17 protein-coding genes are annotated in these 17,377 nt (G+C 55.9%); 7 read left to right on the top strand and 10 right to left on the bottom strand.

Annotation, left to right across the window (positions count from 1 at the left end; translation table 11 throughout):
* Positions 1 to 7 precede the first annotated feature (7 nt).
* Positions 8 to 1,318: an amino-acid N-acetyltransferase gene (gene argA / locus KHU29_RS10320; RefSeq protein ID WP_211452723.1), complete on the bottom strand. Its 1,311-nt coding sequence runs from the start codon at positions 1,316 to 1,318 to the stop codon at positions 8 to 10.
* A 107-nt stretch (positions 1,319 to 1,425) separates the two neighbouring features.
* Here argA and KHU29_RS10315 point away from each other — a divergent pair, with 107 nt between their 5' ends.
* On the top strand, positions 1,426 to 1,932 hold the full coding sequence (locus KHU29_RS10315) for a hypothetical protein (RefSeq protein WP_211452722.1): 507 nt from the start codon (positions 1,426 to 1,428) through the stop codon (positions 1,930 to 1,932).
* A gap of 54 nt (positions 1,933 to 1,986) precedes the next feature.
* Here the strand turns inward: KHU29_RS10315 and KHU29_RS10310 are convergent, their stop codons facing one another.
* Complete coding sequence (locus KHU29_RS10310) at positions 1,987 to 2,334, bottom strand: copper-binding protein (protein WP_211452721.1); 348 nt, start codon at positions 2,332 to 2,334, stop codon at positions 1,987 to 1,989.
* Between KHU29_RS10310 and KHU29_RS22430 the strand changes: the two genes are divergently transcribed.
* Entirely contained in the window at positions 2,333 to 2,719 is a 387-nt protein-coding gene (locus KHU29_RS22430; protein ID WP_211452813.1) for a hypothetical protein, read from the top strand. The two genes, KHU29_RS10310 and KHU29_RS22430, sit on opposite strands and share 2 nt — an antisense overlap.
* Before the next feature lie 108 nt (positions 2,720 to 2,827).
* Here the strand turns inward: KHU29_RS22430 and KHU29_RS10300 are convergent, their stop codons facing one another.
* From KHU29_RS10300 to KHU29_RS10270, 7 genes are all read right to left on the bottom strand, one after another.
* Positions 2,828 to 3,187 carry a copper-binding protein gene (locus KHU29_RS10300; RefSeq protein ID WP_425514466.1) on the bottom strand — a complete coding sequence of 120 codons (360 nt, stop codon included), beginning with the start codon at positions 3,185 to 3,187 and terminating at the stop codon, positions 2,828 to 2,830.
* A gap of 35 nt (positions 3,188 to 3,222) precedes the next feature.
* Positions 3,223 to 3,699, bottom strand: a complete 477-nt coding sequence (locus KHU29_RS10295) for a cupredoxin domain-containing protein (RefSeq protein WP_211452720.1) — start codon at positions 3,697 to 3,699, stop codon at positions 3,223 to 3,225.
* Between the two features lie 41 nt (positions 3,700 to 3,740).
* Entirely contained in the window at positions 3,741 to 5,135 is a 1,395-nt protein-coding gene (locus tag KHU29_RS10290; protein WP_211452719.1) for a multicopper oxidase family protein, read from the bottom strand.
* A complete protein-coding gene (locus KHU29_RS10285; RefSeq protein WP_211452718.1) occupies positions 5,132 to 6,544 on the bottom strand; it encodes a TolC family protein in 1,413 nt (470 codons plus the stop codon). Before KHU29_RS10285 ends, KHU29_RS10290 begins: the two co-directional genes overlap by 4 nt.
* A 145-nt stretch (positions 6,545 to 6,689) precedes the next feature.
* Positions 6,690 to 7,091, bottom strand: coding sequence for a hypothetical protein (locus KHU29_RS10280; RefSeq protein ID WP_211452717.1), 402 nt, complete (start codon positions 7,089 to 7,091; stop codon positions 6,690 to 6,692).
* 26 nt (positions 7,092 to 7,117) lie between these two features.
* Positions 7,118 to 7,522, bottom strand: a complete 405-nt coding sequence (gene cueR, locus KHU29_RS10275; RefSeq protein WP_211452805.1) for a Cu(I)-responsive transcriptional regulator — start codon at positions 7,520 to 7,522, stop codon at positions 7,118 to 7,120.
* A 4-nt stretch (positions 7,523 to 7,526) separates the two neighbouring features.
* Positions 7,527 to 9,971 carry a heavy metal translocating P-type ATPase gene (locus KHU29_RS10270; RefSeq protein WP_211452716.1) on the bottom strand — a complete coding sequence of 815 codons (2,445 nt, stop codon included), beginning with the start codon at positions 9,969 to 9,971 and terminating at the stop codon, positions 7,527 to 7,529.
* Positions 9,972 to 10,205: 234 nt separating this feature from the next.
* Between KHU29_RS10270 and KHU29_RS10265 the strand changes: the two genes are divergently transcribed.
* The 5 genes from KHU29_RS10265 (at position 10,206) to KHU29_RS10245 (ending at position 16,610) form a co-directional block, all read left to right on the top strand.
* Positions 10,206 to 12,677, top strand: a complete 2,472-nt coding sequence (locus KHU29_RS10265; RefSeq protein ID WP_211452715.1) for a type VI secretion system Vgr family protein — start codon at positions 10,206 to 10,208, stop codon at positions 12,675 to 12,677.
* Between the two features lie 100 nt (positions 12,678 to 12,777).
* Complete coding sequence (locus tag KHU29_RS10260; RefSeq protein ID WP_211452714.1) at positions 12,778 to 14,352, top strand: lipase family alpha/beta hydrolase; 1,575 nt, start codon at positions 12,778 to 12,780, stop codon at positions 14,350 to 14,352.
* Positions 14,352 to 15,443, top strand: coding sequence for a T6SS immunity protein Tli4 family protein (locus KHU29_RS10255; protein ID WP_211452713.1), 1,092 nt, complete (start codon positions 14,352 to 14,354; stop codon positions 15,441 to 15,443). The genes KHU29_RS10260 and KHU29_RS10255 overlap by 1 nt, the downstream gene beginning before the upstream one ends.
* 226 nt (positions 15,444 to 15,669) lie before the next feature.
* Complete coding sequence (locus tag KHU29_RS10250) at positions 15,670 to 16,275, top strand: amino acid synthesis family protein (RefSeq protein ID WP_211452712.1); 606 nt, start codon at positions 15,670 to 15,672, stop codon at positions 16,273 to 16,275.
* A gap of 131 nt (positions 16,276 to 16,406) precedes the next feature.
* Entirely contained in the window at positions 16,407 to 16,610 is a 204-nt protein-coding gene (locus KHU29_RS10245) for a heavy-metal-associated domain-containing protein (RefSeq protein WP_425514465.1), read from the top strand.
* Between the two features lie 69 nt (positions 16,611 to 16,679).
* On the opposite strand, the gene KHU29_RS10240 is transcribed toward KHU29_RS10245, so the two are convergent.
* Positions 16,680 to 17,348, bottom strand: a complete 669-nt coding sequence (locus KHU29_RS10240) for an alpha/beta hydrolase (RefSeq protein ID WP_211452711.1) — start codon at positions 17,346 to 17,348, stop codon at positions 16,680 to 16,682.
* Positions 17,349 to 17,377: the final 29 nt, after the last annotated feature.

The raw sequence follows: 17,377 nt of genomic DNA, 5'->3' as shown, positions 1-17,377 counted from the left end.
TTTGACTTTATAGCGTCTTGATCAATACCAGCGATTTCCGTTGCCAGTTATACATGTGCTGGCGATCCTTCGGCAGGTCGTCGACGGTGGCGTGGACGAAGCCGCGCCGCAGGAACCAGTGCGAGGTGCGGGTAGTCAGGACGAACAGCTTGCTGAAGCCTGCCGCGCGCGCCCGGCTTTCCATATGTTTCAGGATACGCTCGCCGTCGCCCTGCGCCTGGACTTCCGGATTTACTGTGAGGCAAGCCATTTCCGCCATTTTTTCGGTCGGGAAAGGATACAACGCAGCGCAGCCGAAGATCACGCCGTCATGCTCGATCACCGAGAAGTAATGAATCTCGCGTTCGATCAGTTCACGGCCGCGTTTGACCAGGGTGCCATCGTTTTCCAGCGGTTCGATCAGTTTCAGGATGCCGCCCACGTCTTCAATCGTGGCTTCGCGCAGGCTTTCCAGGTTTTCGTAGGAAATCATGGTACCCACGCCATCGTGGGTAAACAATTCCAGCAAGACCGAACCGTCGGTGGCGAAAGGCACGACGTGCGCGCGCGGCACGCCGGCGTTACAGGCCTTGATCGCGTGCTGCAGATAGAAGGCCGAGTCAGCCGGCAGGCAGCCGCTGTCCAGCACTGCTTGCGCCTGGTGAGAGGACAATTCGCGGATTTCAGTCTCGCCGGCGTCTTTCATCAACGGTGTTTCACTGATGAAAATCAGCTTTTCGGCACGCAGCGAGATTGCCGCCGAGACCGCCACGTCTTCCATGGTCAGGTTGAACGCTTCGCCAGTCGGCGAAAAGCCCAGTGGTGACAGCAATACCAGGCCGCCGGCGTTGAGAATCGGATGGATGGTGTCGTAGTCGATCTTCCGGACTACGCCGGTCAACTGCAGGTCGGCGCCGTCGATTACGCCCAGCGGGCGAGCGGTGACAAAGTTGCCAGAAATGATACGAATCGCAGCATGCGCCATCGGCGTGTTGGGTAACCCCTGGCTGAAGGCGGCTTCGATATCCAGGCGCAGTTCGCCGGCGGCTTCCTTGGCGCATTCCAGCGCAGCCGTATCGGTAATCCGCAAACCGTTGTGAAAGCGCGCTTCTACATTACGCAGCGCCAGCTGTTCTTCAACCTGTGGTCGGGAGCCGTGCACAATAACCACCTTGATGCCAAGCGCATGCAGCAGCGACAAGTCTTGCGCCAGCACCGGCAACGCGCCGGCGGTGACCAGTTCGCCCGGAAAGGCGACGACAAAGGTCTTGCCGCGAAAGGCATGGATATAGGGCGCGACGGAGCGCAGCCATTGTACGAATTCATTGGGATTTTCCATGCCGCACATTATAAGGGGAAATGACGGGGGGCAGCGGGTAGGGTGGGCGGTGTATCGCTAAGTGGCCGCGGCGGCGTCCGCAATGCGATAATCCGGGCATGACAAATATGCTTACACCGACAATCACAGTGGAGTTCGAACCCGGCGACGTGCAAAAGCTGTTGCAACATGCAGAAGCGGCGACCGGACATCTGCCCTGCATGGGCGATCAATTTGTCGCCAAGTATTATGCCGGCGGCAAAGTGATCACCAAGAACGACTGGCCCGATGTCAGCCAGATCGACATCGCCAGGATTCCGCCGGCCTTGTTTCTGGTCAACGACTCATTCCTGATGAGCAACGGCATCGACCCGGCGCAAGCCATCGTCTGCGTTTATAAAAACGGCCACATCGCTTCGGAGCAGCAAAACGAGAGCGATGCTTTCGCGCTTGGTTCGGAAGAGTTGCCCAACGTGACGCGGATACTGGTCCGCGATTTTGCAGGGATAGAGAACGCGCAGAAAATCCGCATCACGTTCCAGCATGATCCACGCAAAGGGCCGGTAGTCTTATTGGAAATGGTGCCGCAAAGCGGCGAGCAGGCGGAGATCAGGATCGTCAACCGCCGTCAGTGACGACGGCAACCTTGTCGACGGTTTCGTCGGCAGTTTTGTCGGCAGTTTTGTCACCTATCGGGCGGCCAATTCCAGGCTGACGATAGTCAACGCACCGTCAACCTTGTCGACGGCAAACTCGATCTTGTCGCCGGCCTTGAACTGTTCCAGCATGACCGGATCGCCAGCTTTGTACAACATGGTCATGGCCGGCATGCCGAAGTTGGGGATTTCCGCATGCTTGATGGTGATCTTGCCGGTGCCTGTATCTACCTTGCGTATTTCACCGGCCACCATCGGCAGCGCGGTCTGGTCTGCCGGCGTGGTTTGCATCTCGGTGTTGTCGCTATTGGCCGCCATGCTGCTCAGGGGCAGGCCAATCATTAATGTGGTGAGGATGACGATTATCTGCAGGTATTGCATGGTCAGAGTCCTTTCAAACTGGGTGAATCAATATCCGTTACTTGGATGGCATGGGGCTTTCCAGGATGATTTGATGAATATGGGGGCATTTGGGGCGCATATCAAGCGTAGCAGTGCAGATGCTTCGCCTGGAAATGTTGATATTCCATTACTGCAGGCAAAAAGTACCGGCTTTTTACAGCTCGTTACGAAATGCCGAATTGATATTACTTTGGAATATTCTGGAATATTCGGCCTGTTCTTTGCATCCAACCAAATGCCGCCGACCGATGAGTATTCTCCTTCCGTGTTCTCACGCACGATCATCATGTCGATGTCGCCCGCGGCACGCCCCGCCAGCGGGCTGCGCACGCCTTCAAAGCGATCTTGTAAGTGGTGTTCATGATTTCCTGTTCTGTGGCGTTGTCGGCACGGGGCATACAGCCTTACTTGCGATGTGATGCAGAACATTATATTCACTCTGACTGGATCGGGATGCACTTGCCGATAAATCTCAGCTGCCAGCCTGCATCCGGGTGATAGTCAAAGCGCCGTTAGCTTTTTCGACGACAAATTTGATCATGTCGCCAGGCTTTGCCTGATCCAGCATTGCCGGATCTTTTACACGAAAAACCATCGTCATTGCTGGCATATCCAGGTTCACCAATGGCCCATGTTTGATAGTGATCTTGCCCGCCTCTTTATCGATTTTTTTAACTTCCCCGGTTGACATGGCGGCGGCATCTGCAGGCTTCGTTTCCGCTACTACATCGGACTTTTCGATTTCCTCGGCAGCCATCGCCGAAGACGGAAAGTTGAACGACCCGGCTAACGTCAAAGCGAACGCTGCAAATAGAATGGAACTGGTTTTCATGAGAATTCCTGTGTTGTGTTTTCGGTTGAAAAATATTATTTGACGATGATGTTTCCGCGCATGCCGGCTTCAAAATGTCCCGGCTCCAGGCAGGCGAAATCAAACGTGCCGGCTTTGCCGAACTGCCAGATCAGCTCCCCAGTTTTGCCGGGTTCAACCGATACCTGATTTGGGTCGGAATGTTCCATTTCCGGAAATTTCGCCATCAAGGCCGCGTGCTCCTTCAGTTCATTGATAGAGCCCAGAACCATTTCGTGCTTTAGCTTGCCGGAATTTTTGACGATGAATTTGACGGTTTCACCGCGTTTGACCGAGATGGTCGCCGGTGTGAAACGCATCGTGTCGTTCATGTCGATGGTCATGGTTTTCGATACCTTGCTGGCAAGCCCGGGCTTACCCAATGCCGCAGCATGTCCGTCAGCGGCCGCACTGTGTTCTGGTTCGTCGTGGGCGAAAGCATTGACGGATAACAGCGACAACGCCAGAGTTGATGCAATTAATATGGATTTCATGGAAATATCCTTTTGATTAAAAACAAAATGTTGTGATTTGATTAGTGGTCGGCATGTGAGCCTCCCTTGACTGCGTTCATGATCTTTTCGCCCGGTTTGCCAGCCATGCGCCTGGCGTCAGGCGCCTGCGCGGCGGCTGGCATGGCGGCATCGCCGCCTTTCCACTCATACGCGACGGTGCCGGCAGGATGTTTGTACCAGCCGGGATCTTTGTAATCGTTGCTGGCGATGCCTTTGCGTACCTTCATCGTAGTAAACATGCCACCCATTTCAATCCCGCCAAACGGGCCGGCGCCACTCATCATCGGCAGAGTGTTGTCCGGCAAGGGCATTTCCATATCGCCCATCGAGCCGCCTTTGTCGCCCATCACCATGTAGTCGGGAATCAGCTGGTTGATTTTTTTCAATACCGATTTCTGGTCGACGCCGATCATGGTCGGCACGCCGTGGCCCATGGCATTCATGGTGTGATGTGATTTATGGCAGTGCAGCGCCCAGTCGCCAGGTTCGCTGGCGTCGAATTCAATCGCGCGCATCTGACCGACGGCGATGTCGGTGCTGACCTCCGGCCAGCGCCCGGCCGGCGGCGTCCAGCCACCGTCGGTACCGGTCACCACGAATTCGTGACCGTGCAGATGGATCGGGTGGTTGGTCATGGTCAGGTTACCGACCCTGATCCGGACCCGGTCATGCTGCCGCACCACCAACGGATCGATGCCGGGAAAGGCGCGGCTGTTCCAGGTCCACAGGTTGAAGTCGGTCATTTCGTTGACTCTCGGCGTAGCGGCGCCCGGTTCGATGTCATAGGCGTTCAGCAAGAACACGAAATCGCGGTCGACCCGCATCAGCGACGGATCTTTCGGATGGGTAATCCAGAAGCCCATCATGCCCATCGCCATCTGCACCATTTCATCGGCATGCGGGTGGTACATGAATGTGCCGGCGCGACGCGCCACGAATTCATAAACGAAAGTCTTGCCAGGCGGGATGCCAGGCTGGGTCAGGCCGGTAACGCCATCCATGCCGTTCGGCAAACGCTGGCCGTGCCAGTGCACGGAGGTATGTTCCGGCAGTTTATTCGTCACGAAAATCCGTACCCGATCACCTTCCACCACCTCGATCGTCGGCCCCGGACTCTGGCCGTTGTAACCCCACAGGTTGGCTTTCATGCCAGGCGCGATTTCGCGCACTACCGGCTCCGCCACCAGATGGAATTCCTTGACGCCATTGTTCATGCGCCACGGCAGCGTCCATCCATTCAAGGTGACGACCGGTTGATAGGGACGGCCGTTGGCAGGGTTGAGAGGAGGCTGAGTGCTGGCCTGGGTTTGCAATACGGCTTCAGGCAGGCTGGCGGCGCCGATCCGGCTGACGGCGGTAGCGCCGACCGCCAGCGCCGAGCCTTGCAAAAAGGCGCGTCGTGACAAGTGTTTCATGGTTGTGTTCCTTGTAATTTTGCAGGCGCAGGCGACGATGAAGATGCCGGTGCGGGAGGTGGTAAGGAGCCGCCCAGCGCCAGTTGCATCTCGCTGTCTGCCAGCCAGAAATCGCGGTTGGCATCGATGGCCGCATTGACCGCACTGGCTTGTTCGCGTGCATCGGCCAATAGTTCGAATACGCTCGACAACATGCCGTTGTAGCGCAGCAGATATTCGTCCGAAACCCGCTTGCGCAAAGGCACCACCTGATCACGGTAATGCCGTGCCAGATCATAGGCACTCTGGTAACCGTGATACGCCACGCGCACCTGCGATTGGGCATCCACAGCAGTCGCCGCGAGACGATGCGCAGCTTGCATGTAGATCGCTTCCGATTTGGCGACGCGCGCGCCACCCCAGTCGAACAAGGGGATTTCAAGGCTGATTTGATAGCCGGTTTCGTGTGGGATGCCTGGTTCGGAGTTATGCAGGTACGTCAGGTCCAGCACATTAATGAAACGGGTAGCCTGATTCAATCCCAGCGTTGCCTGCAAGCCTTCGACTTCCAGTTTGGCGGCGGCGATGTCCAGCCGCTGCGCCATGGCCAGGCTCTCCGCATCTTGCAAAGACGGACGCTGGGCCGGCAGCTCCGGCAAACGCGGCGGCAGTTGCATTGCAGTTTGCGCAGAACTGAGGCCCAGCAGCCGCACCAATTGTTCACGTGCGACCATTACTTGCTGGCGCGAGCGCGTCAATTGCGTTACAGCGTCGGCGTGAAACGCTTGTTCGCGCGCCAGCTCCAATTGATTGAAATTGCCAGCTTTAGCCATCTTTCCGGCTAGTTCGCTGCCGGCTGCTGCGGCGCTTTCCACTTGCTCCTGGTAGACAATGCTCTGGTTCGCCGCGACACTCTGGAAATAAGCGCTGCGGGTTTCGGCGGCTACCTGCAGGATACGATTTACGATCTTCAGTTTGCTGATCTCGAACTGGCGCTGTTCGATTTTCGAGCTCAGCGGCAGTGTCAGCAAGCCCATGAGCGCCATCGAAAAACTGCGGACTATCTTGAGGTCGTCGCCGCTGCGGGTACGGCCGAAGCTGAAGCCTGGATTCGGCAAACGGCTGGCTTGCACCCAATTTGCTTCGGCAATCCCCAGTTCTTGATACTCGGCTTGCAGGCTGCGGTTGTTGAGCAGGGCAATTTGTACCGCAGCATCGACAGTGAGCGGTTTTTGCAGCAATTTCTGAACGATCTCCCGGGCTTCGCCTTGTTCCTGTTCGGAACGCTGCTGAACCGGGGTTTGTCCCAGCCGCTGTTTGGTAATCTCGCTGACTTCGCTAAAACCGTGATCGGCGCTCAAGCTGGCGCAACCGGTCAAGGCGAGCAGCAATGCGGCAGGCAGCATGCGCCTGCGTAAAAAAATGAACATGATGTCCTCGTTAGCTGAACCATGGAGCGCTGCCCGGTTGCTGTACGGCCACGGTCAAAGACACGCGGCGCACGTAGCCAGGGCATAGCCCATCAATCAAACTTGCCGATCCCGATAGGGCGGCAAGACGTTTGAGTTAGGAGTGTTAAACGAGGATTGAGGGAGGTCGTTCGGGGTTTTCCGGGGTGTAGCCGACAAAACCTGAAATTGGAAATTGCGTGAAATGCATGGCCGGTAGCGGCTGCGTTGCCGACAGCGCCAATTCCACCGGAATCGCACCCACACAGCAAGCCGCGCAGGAGCTGCAGGAGCTTGAGTTCTTGTCGTGCGACGAGTGCTCATGATTGCCGTGCTGAACCTTGGCCGGCAGGTCCGCATTTTGCGCATGCATATGATGCACGGTGGCGTCGCCAGCGCCGACGGCGCTTGCCACAGTCACTTTTTCAGAGCCGCAAAAAACCATCGCCGCCGCTGCATATCCCTGTATTGGGAGTGTTAGCGCCAGCAATAAAATCAGCAGGTTCTTGAGTCGGTTCATGGCAGACATGGACGGGATTCTAGCATTGATTCCTGTTAATTAATGCCGCCTTGTTGTTTGGCAAGACCTTCCAGAATCGGGCAATCCGGCCGCGCATCGCCGTGGCAATGGCAGGCCAATTGTTCCAGCGTAGCTTTCATGGCTTGCAACTCCTTGATCTTCTCGTCTAATTCAGCGATATGGTCCAGCGCCAGTTGCTTGACTTTACTGCTGGGGCGCGACTGATCCAGCCAGAGGCCGATCAGCTCGGCAATCTGCTTCATCGAAAATCCCAGCACGCGGCCTTGGCGGATAAACCGCAGCAGGTGGATATCGCGTTCGGCATAGGTGCGGTAGCCGCCGTCGCTGCGGCTGGCTTTCGGGATCAGGCCGGTTTCCTCATAGTGCCGTATCATTTTGGCCGAGACGCCTGAAGCCATTGCGGCGTCGCCGATATTCATTGCATTAGTCGTCATGTGGAGTTTCCTTGAAAGATAACGGCCGCCAGCGGCGCAGCAGCAAGGCGTTGCTGACCACGCTGACGCTGCTGAACGCCATCGCCGCACCGGCCAGCACCGGATTCAGATACCCCAGCGCTGCCAGCGGGATGCCGATCAGGTTATAGATAAAAGCCCAGAACAGGTTTTGGCGAATCTTGTTATAAGTGCGGCGCGAGATATCGATAGCATCTGCGACCAGGCCCGGATCGCCGCGCATCAGCGTGATGCCGGCGGCTTGCATGGCGACATCGGTGCCGGTCGACATGGCGATACCGACGTCGGCGGCAGCCAGTGCCGGCGCATCGTTGATGCCGTCGCCGACCATGGCGACTACGGCGGCGCCGGATTTGAGATCGGTGATTGCCCTGGCTTTTTCACCCGGCAGGATTTCTGCATGGACCTCGGTGATTTCCAACTGCCGGCCGACGGCGTTGGCGCTGCCGCGGTTATCGCCGCTCAGCATGGCAACCCGGATCGAACGCTGTTGGAGTTGCTGGATCGCGGCCCTGGCCGTCGGCTTGATTTCGTCGCCGAAAGCCAGCAGACCGGCAAGCGATAATTTGCCATTTTCTTCGGTGGCGAGCCATGAAACGGTGCGGCCTTCAGCTTCCAGCATCTTGGCTTCGTTCGCCAGTGCATCGAGGCTGACTCCCAGTTCCTGCATCCAGCGCGAGCTGCCCAGATAACATCGTCGATCACCGACAGTGGCTTGCACGCCGCGTCCGGCGACGCTTTGCACGTTGCTGGCGTTGAGCGAGGGCAGCGATACTTTCTTCTCTGCGGCGGCTATAACGGCGCGCGCCAGCGGATGTTCGCTGCCGCGTTGTACCGCAGCGGCAAGTGTCAGCAAGTCATCGCTGGCGGTGGCGCTTTGTGCGCTAGGGAGCAAGGCCAGCAACGCCGGATGTCCGACCGTCAAGGTACCGGTTTTATCGAAGGCCACGACATTGATGCGATGGGCGATTTCGAGCGCCTCCGCGTCCTTGATCAATATTCCGAAGCGGGCAGCGATCCCGGTGCCGGCCATGATTGCAGTCGGCGTCGCCAGTCCCAGTGCGCATGGGCAGGCGATCACCAGCACCGCCACTGCGTTGAGCAAGGCTTGCTGCCAGTCGCCGCTGCTCAAGCCCCAACCCAGCAAGGTGACGGCGGCGATCAGCAACACTACCGGCACGAAGACCGCGCTGACCTGGTCTACCAGGCGCTGGATCGGCGCTTTGGCGGCTTGTGCATGTTCCACCATGCGGATGATGCGGGCCAGCGTGGTTTCGGCGCCGATTGCGGTGGTGGTCACCAGCAGCAAACCTGCACCGTTGATCGCGCCGGCGGTCACCCGGTCGTGTAGCTGTTTTTCTACCGGCAGGCTCTCGCCGGTCAACAAGGATTCGTCGACCTGGCTGTGGCCTTCCAACACCAGGCCATCAACTGCGATGCGCTCGCCGGCACGCACCACCACCACATCGTTGATCTGCAGGTCGCCGATGGCGATCTCGCTGTCAACGCCGTCGCGCCGCACGGTGGCGCGTTCCGGACGCAATGCATTCAAGGCCCGGATGGCATCGGCGGTTTGGCGCTTGGCGCGGGTTTCCAGCCATTTCCCGAGTAACACCAGCGTGATCACCGCCGCCGATGCTTCGAAATACAGATGCGCCATCGCGCCATGTGCGGCCGTCAGCAGCAAATACAGCGACAGTCCATAAGCGGCGCTGGTGCCCAGTGCTACCAGCAAATCCATATTGCCGGTGCCAGCCTTCAGCGCGCGCCAGCCGGCGCGATAGAAACGGGCGCCGAGCCAGAACTGCACTGGCGTCGCCAGCGCCAGTTGCCACCAGCCGGGCAGGGCCCAGCTGCCGCCGAAGGGCATCAGCAGCATCGGCAGGACCAGAGGCAGGGTAAATAATGCGGCAGCGGCGACTGGCCACCAGCTCGGCAACGGGCGCTTGCTTGCCGATGCTTCTAGCGTGGTTTTTGGTAATGAGGCTTCATAGCCTGCAGTCTTGATCGCCGCTATTAATTTGGCGACAGGTACCGCGCCGACGGTGGTCAACGTGGCTTTCTCGCTGGCCAGATTGACGGCAACGGTTTGCACGCCAGCCACTTTATGCAGCGCTTTTTCCACCCGGCTGACGCAGGAAGCGCAACTCATGCCCTCGATATCCAGCGTTAATTCTTGCTGTCTGACCTGGTAGCCGGCTTTTTCCACCGCGGCAACCAGCGGCCCGATGGTGCTTGCGCCATCGGTTTGCACGGTCGCCAGTTCGGTCGCCAGGTTGACGCTGACCTCGCGCACGCCGGCAACTTTGCGCAATGCTTTTTCGACATGGGAGACGCACGATGCGCAGGTCATGCCGTCTATCGCTAATTGGAATTCTGCCGCTTGGAGTGATTGGGTGGCGCCAGTGCTGCTCATGATGGACTCAATTTGACGAGTGGGGATAGTGCATGATCATCCTTCCCATGATGGGAAGGTCAAGCACAATTTTAACAGAGCTGTTTCTTGCTGTTCTGTGCTGAGCAACTCTAGAGAATTCATTTTGCTTTGCTAAAAATATTAACTCATTGACACTGTTTTTAAATCAACGTAGATTGTTGTATTAAAGATAATTGTTTGGAGCGCGGAGTGAATGATTATGGCAGCAGTAATATGTCTGTTTTGCTGAGAAGTAGCATCCAGCAACCCTATTATCTGGAAGTCAGGCGTGCCGGCGTTCTTGCCAAAGAGCTTAGCGTTGTCAGTTTTGAAGGCATTGAAGAGTTGGGCCAGCCCAATCGCTTTGTCATTCGCTTAACCCATCCACTTCCTGATTTGCCGCGTGCCAGTTTCCTCGGCATGCCAGGCGTATTTTCGATTAGCCCGCCGGCACTGCCCGGGCTGCCGAGTTTAGGCGCGGGCCGCAAGATTCAAGGCGTCATCACCGGTTTCAACCAGATCGACAGCAGCAAAGACGTCACTACCTATGAAGTGATACTGGAATCGCGCCTGGCCCTGTTGGGCAACGTCAAGCGTTGCCGCCTGTTCCTGGAGCAGACTTTTCCGGAAATCGTCGAAAGCATTCTGCGCGAACATGGTTTTGCCGGCGACAACAGCCATTTCAGCTTTACCTTATTACGGCAATACGAAAAACGCCCGATCATTACTCAGTGGCGCGAATCCGATCTGGCGTTCATTCAGCGGCTGTGTCGTCGTAGCGGCATATGGTTCAGGATCGATGCCGGCGAGTGGGGCGAGGTCGTGCATTTTGGCGATGATTTCAGCCATTACCGGCGTCAGCCGGCCTTGACCGCGCCGATGAGCGCACACGCCGGGCTGGAAAGCGTCGGCGCAGAGGCAGTGCAGGCGCTTGAAACGCATACCACCAGCATCCCGGAATCGATTATCGTCAGAGACTACAACCGACTGGCCGCACCGGCAACGGTTGAAACCGAAATCAATCTGGCGCGTAACGACAAGGGCACCTACGGCCAATCGTATTCCTGGGGCACGCAGCATTTGAATAAGGAGCAGGCAGAGTGGGAAGGCCGCTTGCGCCATGAAGCGGCGTTGTCGGCGCAAATCGTTTATCTGGGTAAAAGCAATGTCCTTGGCCTAGCGCCGGGCGCGGTCTTCCGGATGACCAACAAGATCCTGCCGGATGCCAAATACGGCCAGCTGATCACCAAAGTCACGCACTACGGCGCGCGGGATACCGCTTACCACAACAGCTACACAGCGATTCCTTCCGACCGGATATATCGGCTGCCGCTTAATGAAGCGGACTGGCCGAAAATCTCCGGCACCGTCAGCGCCCGTATCGCCACCCCGAACCGCTATCCGTACGCCTACATGAACCAGGATGGCGATTACATGGTGCAGTTCGATTTTGACCGTGATCCGAGGACGGCTGGCCTGAACAGTTGCTGGATGCGGCTGGCGAAACCTTTTGCTGGGAGCAAACAGACTGGCTTCCATTTTCCGTTGCTGGACGGAACCGAGGTTGCAGTGAGCTTCCACGACGGAAATCCAGATTCGCCATTTATTTCCCATGCAATGCATAACAGTCATTACAGCGATCTGATCACCAATCAGAGACGCTGGATGAGCCGCAACGAAATTAAAACCCAGAGTAACAACAAGTTGCGGCTGGAAGACTGGGAAGGCGAAGAGCACGTCAAGCTGGCCACCGAATACGGTAAGAGCCAATTGAATCTTGGGCATCTGGTCGATTCCAAGAGGAAAATGCGTGGCGAAGGTTTGGAAATTCGCACCGATTTGCATGCGAGTGTCCGTGGCGGCAAGGGATTATTTTTGTCCGCCGATGCGCAGCCAAAGGCCAACGGCCAGCAACTGGATATGTCGGAAGCCAAAGCGCAGCTCGATGCCGCACTGATTTTGATGCAGTCTTTATCGGAGGCAGCGCGGGTCGCACAAGCTCATATCGCTGAAGTAGACAAACAGAAGCAATTGCTGGAGAGTCGCCTGGATCAGTTACAGCAGGCGGTCCTGCTGGCAAGCGCGCCAGCTGGCATGGCTTTCACCAGCGGTCATCATTTGCAGCTTGCTGCGCAAGGCAATTTGATTGCCAGTGCGAAGGGAAGTGCCGATATCGGCGTGTTGAAGAAATTCACCGTATCGGCTGGAGAGGCCGTGTCTCTTTTTGCCCAGAAGCTCGGGATGAAGTTATTCGCTGGCAAAGGAAAAGTTGAAATCCAAGCGCAAAGCGACGACATGCATCTCCTGTCGGACAAGAATATGACCATGACCAGCGTCAATGGCCGGGTCACGATTGAGGCAAAGGAAGAACTGCTGCTCAAGTGCGGGGGATCGTATTTCAGGATGTCGGCGACCGGCATTGAAGATGGCACGCGTGGTGATCGGGTGGTTAAATCTGCTTCGTTCCGGCGCCAGGGACCGAGTTCGCTGGCGGAAACCATGAATAGTTGGAAGCACGCGCCATTCGACGAAGAGTTCTCGCTGAAATGGCCCTACAACGACGAACCGGTCCGCGGCAAAGAATTCACGCTGGGGCGGGAGGGCCAGACTTTTCTGCGGGGCGCGACGGAAGCCGCGGGTAATACGCCTCTGCAAAAGAGCGTGGCGGTTGAGGCTGTCAAGTTATTCATCGGTAAAGAGTCATGACAGGCATGCCGGCGCTCGCTCGTGGACGATACCGGTCCACACTGGCATGCAGATAAGAAACCGCAAAAAAATATAAAAAGAAACAGTTAAGGAACCGTATATGGTGACTATTGAACGAATTATTCCTCCGACTTATGACGAGGACGGACATGTGTCCTTTCACTCTGTTACGTCACCACCGGATGACAGCACCGCCGTGTGCTACATGATACCGACGCGTGTGATTCCGGTGATTTTTGTGCCGGGGGTGATGGGGTCTAATTTAACGACTTTGGACAATAAGGCGGTGTGGCTGCTAGACAGCGCTGGGAAAATGGCCAGAGACTGGGTCGGAAAGGATGCGTCAGTTCGCAAGATGATTCTCGATCCGAACAACACAAAAGTCCACGACGGCGGCATCATTCCAACCGGCACCCGGCATAGCGAGATCGAATTACGTCGCAGGGGATGGGGAACCGTTAGCTATATGAGCTACGGTGAATCATTGGTGTGGCTGGAAAATGCGCTCAACGATTTTGATACGTGCAAAACAGGGGTGCGTTCTGAACTGGTCAGTCAACTGGTTGCGCAGGCGCCGGGCGTGGAAACCTTGACGCACGATGAGGTCGGTTTGTCATACAAATACCGTTTCCCAGTTCATGCGGTAGGCTATAACTGGCTGCAAGGAAATGAAGATTCAGCCAAACATTTGCATGCCAAGATCCAGGAATTTGTTAACCACTACATCAAACTTCAGTTTCGTTGCGAGAAGGTGATACTTGTCACCCATTCGATGGGCGGGCTGGTGGCACGCTACTACTCGGAAGTGTTAAGTCAAGACCCGGACTTCCAGGCATTTGGCTTGCGAGAAAAAGTGCTCGGTATCGTGCACGGTGTGATGCCGACTATCGGCGCCGCCGCCATATACAAACGAATGAAATTGGGAATAGAGGGAACCACCGGCCTTGTTGCTGGCAGCAATGCCGAAAAGGTGACTGCCGTATTGAGCAGCGCTCCCGGTCCATTGCAATTGCTGCCGAGCTCCGAATACGGCATGGGCTGGCTCAAGATCAAGGATGGTAACAAGACGATGAGTTTGCCTGCAAAAGATCCATATAGCGAAATCTATACCGAGCGCCAGGAATGGTGGGGTCTGATTGATGACCAACTGATTAATCCGCTCGATCCTGAAAAGAAAACGCTAGAAAATGACTGGCGGGAATTTGAGGACATAATTTGGGATCAGGTTGCGAAATTTCACACGGTTATGCGTGGAAAATATCATCCGCAGACCTACGCCTTTTATGGCGCGAGCGATATGTACAAAGCGTATGGCAACATTGGATGGACACATTCTTCGTCATCGTTATTCAGCGACTACCGCACAGGCGAGAGTGCGCAAGCGTCAAATTTGCAGAAAGGGAGCCATATACTGCGCCCGGCCGCTCCACCAGATAGAGCATCGAGAACAGCGCAGTTCCACCTCGCCAAACCTGAAGAGGCGGGCGATGGCACCGTCTCCGTGCGTTCAGGAAAAGCGCCTGCGTCCAGTAAGAATGTGAAAGCATGCGTGCCATATCTCGGTGTTGAGCATGAGCCTGCCTATACCCCAAATACCACGCGACGCTTTACCTTGTGGGCGATCACCAAGATTGCACAGAACGTCAAGGGCACATCGTTGGAGTATCTGGGTTGATGCGACCTTCAAAAATAACCGGTGTGGTGTGCCTGCTGCTGAGCCTGAGCGCTTGCGGGTACCGCGCCGCGCCGCTAACCTTCCAGGAGAAACAAACCGTGAGTGACATGACCGCCAATCTCAAGACCCGCTGTATCGGCCGTTACCTGATTGATGTACCTGCAGATGTATTTGTCGACGAATGGCGAACAAAAGTACAAGGCATTGTGGTAGAAGCGCACCCTATGTCGCAGGAAGAGTATGTGGAGACCATCGCAGCCCGTGAAAAGGAATTGAAGGCCAGAAAGACGCAGGCCGGCTGGACCTTCCTGTCGGCAAATGGTAAGGCGTGGGATGAAGGATCGCGTTACTTTATTCGTCTACGAGATAATGCACTCACCGATGTCCGGAAAGTGATCGAGGCATATAAATGGCACAACGGCTATCTGATCAAGGTAGAGGCGCCGGCGACAGATGAGGAGACATCGGTATATGTCCGCGAAAATCCGAGACCTAAAGTTTTGAGAAACAACGTCCGTGAGAATACCTATGCGGTTTTCGCATTGTTGCAAAGAATTCGTGGGCGTGGCGAAGATGAAATTCCAAGCGAGCCGGGATTTTGCTTTAATGGCGGGTTTGTACCGGGGAAGACAGGAGACGGGGAAGAAATAAAACGCGTCTTTAGATTACGCAAGACGCCTGATGTGACGATTGAATTTAGAACAGATACCGATATTGCTGATGCAAAATCACTGTTGCAGCGCGGTGGTGAAATCAACGCGGTTATTTCCCAAAATGACGATATGAAAACGCTGCGCAAAGGTGTGGTCGATCTGCCGGGCCTGAAGGCCGAAGAATGGTTGCTTGCCATGCCTCTGCTGCCAAAAGACATACCGGGGCATCGTTTTATGTTGGAGGCGAACGCCACGATTGGCAGCACAAAAACTCCTGCGGTGACTCTGGAGATGGAAAATGGGGCGTCAAGCAAGTATACGGAGGATAAGGAAACGGGCGTCACCAATGTCGTGAAGGCCTCTCTGAGTGTGGGTGAAGCGATGGCGTTCTGGGATGTGATATCACGCACGTTGCGTCCTCGTCCAAATGGGTTTTGAGAAGGTGGAGCGAGAAGAATATGTCTATGCCAATCGCAGCTTCTGTGTGTAGTGATTAATATATCCTTGTGGGCTATAAGGTAAGCGCAACTTCAACAGTTCGCCTTTTGCGCTGCCAAAAGCTCTACTGCATATACGTAATGCGCTATACGGCGAGGGGTACAGGCAAGTTAGGATTCCTGTCCATCAGATTTCTTCAAATCTATCAACTTGCCAGGAAAACATCATGACCAAACCAGCCAATTTCGAAAATTATCATATCCGCAAGTGGTACACCCAGATCGACGACACCCTGGCCAATGAAAATGGCGTGCTGGCGGATGGCAGCTTGCTGCGCAAGATTGTGATCGCCGCGGCCATCCACAATCCCTACGCCGGGCGTTTCAGCGAAAGCCTGGATCTGATCCTGGCCAATTCACCTGCACTCGGCCATGAATTCGGCCGTCGCATTGTCGCCGCATTGGGCCAGGATCAGGTGGAAAGCTACGGCAAGGCTTGCATCGTCGGCATTGGCGGTGAATACGAACACGGTAATGCCTTCCTGACGCCAGCCATGGTGATGCCGATCCGCGAAGCCATAGGTGGTGGCAAGGCCTGGATCCCATCGTCCGGCAAGCGTGGTGTACCGGGTACTGAACTCGATATTCCACTGGCGCACAAAAATGCTTTGTATGTGCCATCGCACTACGACACCGTGACTACCCAGTTCTTCGATGCACCTAATGCCGACGAAATCGTGGTGGCATTCGCAGTGGCGACACGTGGCCGCCTGCATGCGCGCCTGGGTGGTTTGAAAGCCAATGAAATCGAAGGCAAGAACGGCTTGAACTAAGTCGTTCGCGATTCTCTGTGGCAGGTTTGGATCGTTTGGTTTTTGTATTGCGTCAATTAGGGCTTGACCTTGCCATGATGGGAAGGTCTATAGTTGGTGTCAGTACCTAACCAATCAATTCAAGACGGAGCATGAAAATGATCGAATTCAATGTGCAGGACATGACTTGCGGCCATTGCGCCGGCCGCATTTCCAAAGCCATCAATGGCGTTGACGCAAACGCCAGGGTGGATATCAAGATAGAAGGGCGGACCGTGTCGATTGAGAGCAGGGCAACTGCGGATGAGCTTGCTGAAGCGATCAAGGATGCTGGTTATACGCCGCAGGTGAAATAAATGTTGCCGACAGAAAAAAGCCCGCATGCGATGCGGGCTTTTTTTATGGGGGTGATGCAGCAGCGTGTTTTATGCCAACACGCGACGCAACCAGTTACCTATATCGGCAACTTCTTCCGCACAAACCGAATGCGGCATCATGTATTCATGCCATTCAACCTGATAGCCGAGTTGCGTGAGCAAGTCGCGCGATTTTTCTGCGCGGTCGATCAGCACCACCGGATCGCCACGGCCATGCGCCTGGAAAATCGGCGTGTTCTGGTTGGCTGCATTGCGCTCTGCGGCCGTCTTGTCGCTTAGCGGCAGGTAACCAGACAGGCACATCAGCCCGGCCAGCTTTTGCGGATAACGCAAACCGGTTTGCAACGCCATCGCACAACCTTGCGAAAAACCGGCAATGACGATTTTGTCGGCGGCAATCCCGAGCGCGATCTGCTGCGCGATCAAGGCTTCGATTTCAGCTTGCGATTTGCGCAGGCCGGCTTCGTCTTCGCGGCGGATCAGGTCGGTCGTCAGGATGTCGTACCAGGCTGGCATCACGTAGCCGTTGTTGATGGTCACCGGTATCGCTGGTGCGCTCGGGAACACGAAGCGGATGCCGGGGCAGCCGGTCAGATCCAGTTCTTTCACGATCGGGACGAAATCGGAGCCGTCGGCGCCCAGGCCGTGCATCCAGATGACGGCGGCGGTCGGTGTTTCGGAGGTGGCGATTTCCAGGGTTTCGAGAGTGCTTGACATTAGGTGTTCCGGATAGGAAGTGGATGATT

Origin of the sequence: Collimonas antrihumi (genome assembly GCF_018304965.1) — a bacterium.
GTDB classification, from domain to species: domain Bacteria; phylum Pseudomonadota; class Gammaproteobacteria; order Burkholderiales; family Burkholderiaceae_D; genus Collimonas; species Collimonas antrihumi.
Note: the sequence above shows the minus strand (reverse complement) of the source record. Positions and strands in the feature narration are given on the sequence as shown.

Bases quoted from the DNA above. Each gene is read 5' to 3' on its own strand.
- argA (WP_211452723.1), bottom strand. From the start codon at position 1,318: ATGGAAAATCCCAATGAATTCGTACAATGGCTGCGCTCCGTCGCGCCC.
- KHU29_RS10315 (WP_211452722.1), top strand. From the start codon at position 1,426: ATGCTTACACCGACAATCACAGTGGAGTTCGAACCCGGCGACGTGCAA.
- KHU29_RS22430 (WP_211452813.1), top strand. From the start codon at position 2,333: ATGGTCAGAGTCCTTTCAAACTGGGTGAATCAATATCCGTTACTTGGA.
- KHU29_RS10310 (WP_211452721.1), bottom strand. From the start codon at position 2,334: ATGCAATACCTGCAGATAATCGTCATCCTCACCACATTAATGATTGGC.
- KHU29_RS10300 (WP_425514466.1), bottom strand. From the start codon at position 3,187: ATGAAAACCAGTTCCATTCTATTTGCAGCGTTCGCTTTGACGTTAGCC.
- KHU29_RS10295 (WP_211452720.1), bottom strand. From the start codon at position 3,699: ATGAAATCCATATTAATTGCATCAACTCTGGCGTTGTCGCTGTTATCC.
- KHU29_RS10290 (WP_211452719.1), bottom strand. From the start codon at position 5,135: ATGAAACACTTGTCACGACGCGCCTTTTTGCAAGGCTCGGCGCTGGCG.
- KHU29_RS10285 (WP_211452718.1), bottom strand. From the start codon at position 6,544: ATGTTCATTTTTTTACGCAGGCGCATGCTGCCTGCCGCATTGCTGCTC.
- KHU29_RS10280 (WP_211452717.1), bottom strand. From the start codon at position 7,091: ATGTCTGCCATGAACCGACTCAAGAACCTGCTGATTTTATTGCTGGCG.
- cueR (WP_211452805.1), bottom strand. From the start codon at position 7,522: ATGAATATCGGCGACGCCGCAATGGCTTCAGGCGTCTCGGCCAAAATG.
- KHU29_RS10270 (WP_211452716.1), bottom strand. From the start codon at position 9,971: ATGAGCAGCACTGGCGCCACCCAATCACTCCAAGCGGCAGAATTCCAA.
- KHU29_RS10265 (WP_211452715.1), top strand. From the start codon at position 10,206: ATGTCTGTTTTGCTGAGAAGTAGCATCCAGCAACCCTATTATCTGGAA.
- KHU29_RS10260 (WP_211452714.1), top strand. From the start codon at position 12,778: ATGGTGACTATTGAACGAATTATTCCTCCGACTTATGACGAGGACGGA.
- KHU29_RS10255 (WP_211452713.1), top strand. From the start codon at position 14,352: ATGCGACCTTCAAAAATAACCGGTGTGGTGTGCCTGCTGCTGAGCCTG.
- KHU29_RS10250 (WP_211452712.1), top strand. From the start codon at position 15,670: ATGACCAAACCAGCCAATTTCGAAAATTATCATATCCGCAAGTGGTAC.
- KHU29_RS10245 (WP_425514465.1), top strand. From the start codon at position 16,407: ATGAAAATGATCGAATTCAATGTGCAGGACATGACTTGCGGCCATTGC.
- KHU29_RS10240 (WP_211452711.1), bottom strand. From the start codon at position 17,348: ATGTCAAGCACTCTCGAAACCCTGGAAATCGCCACCTCCGAAACACCG.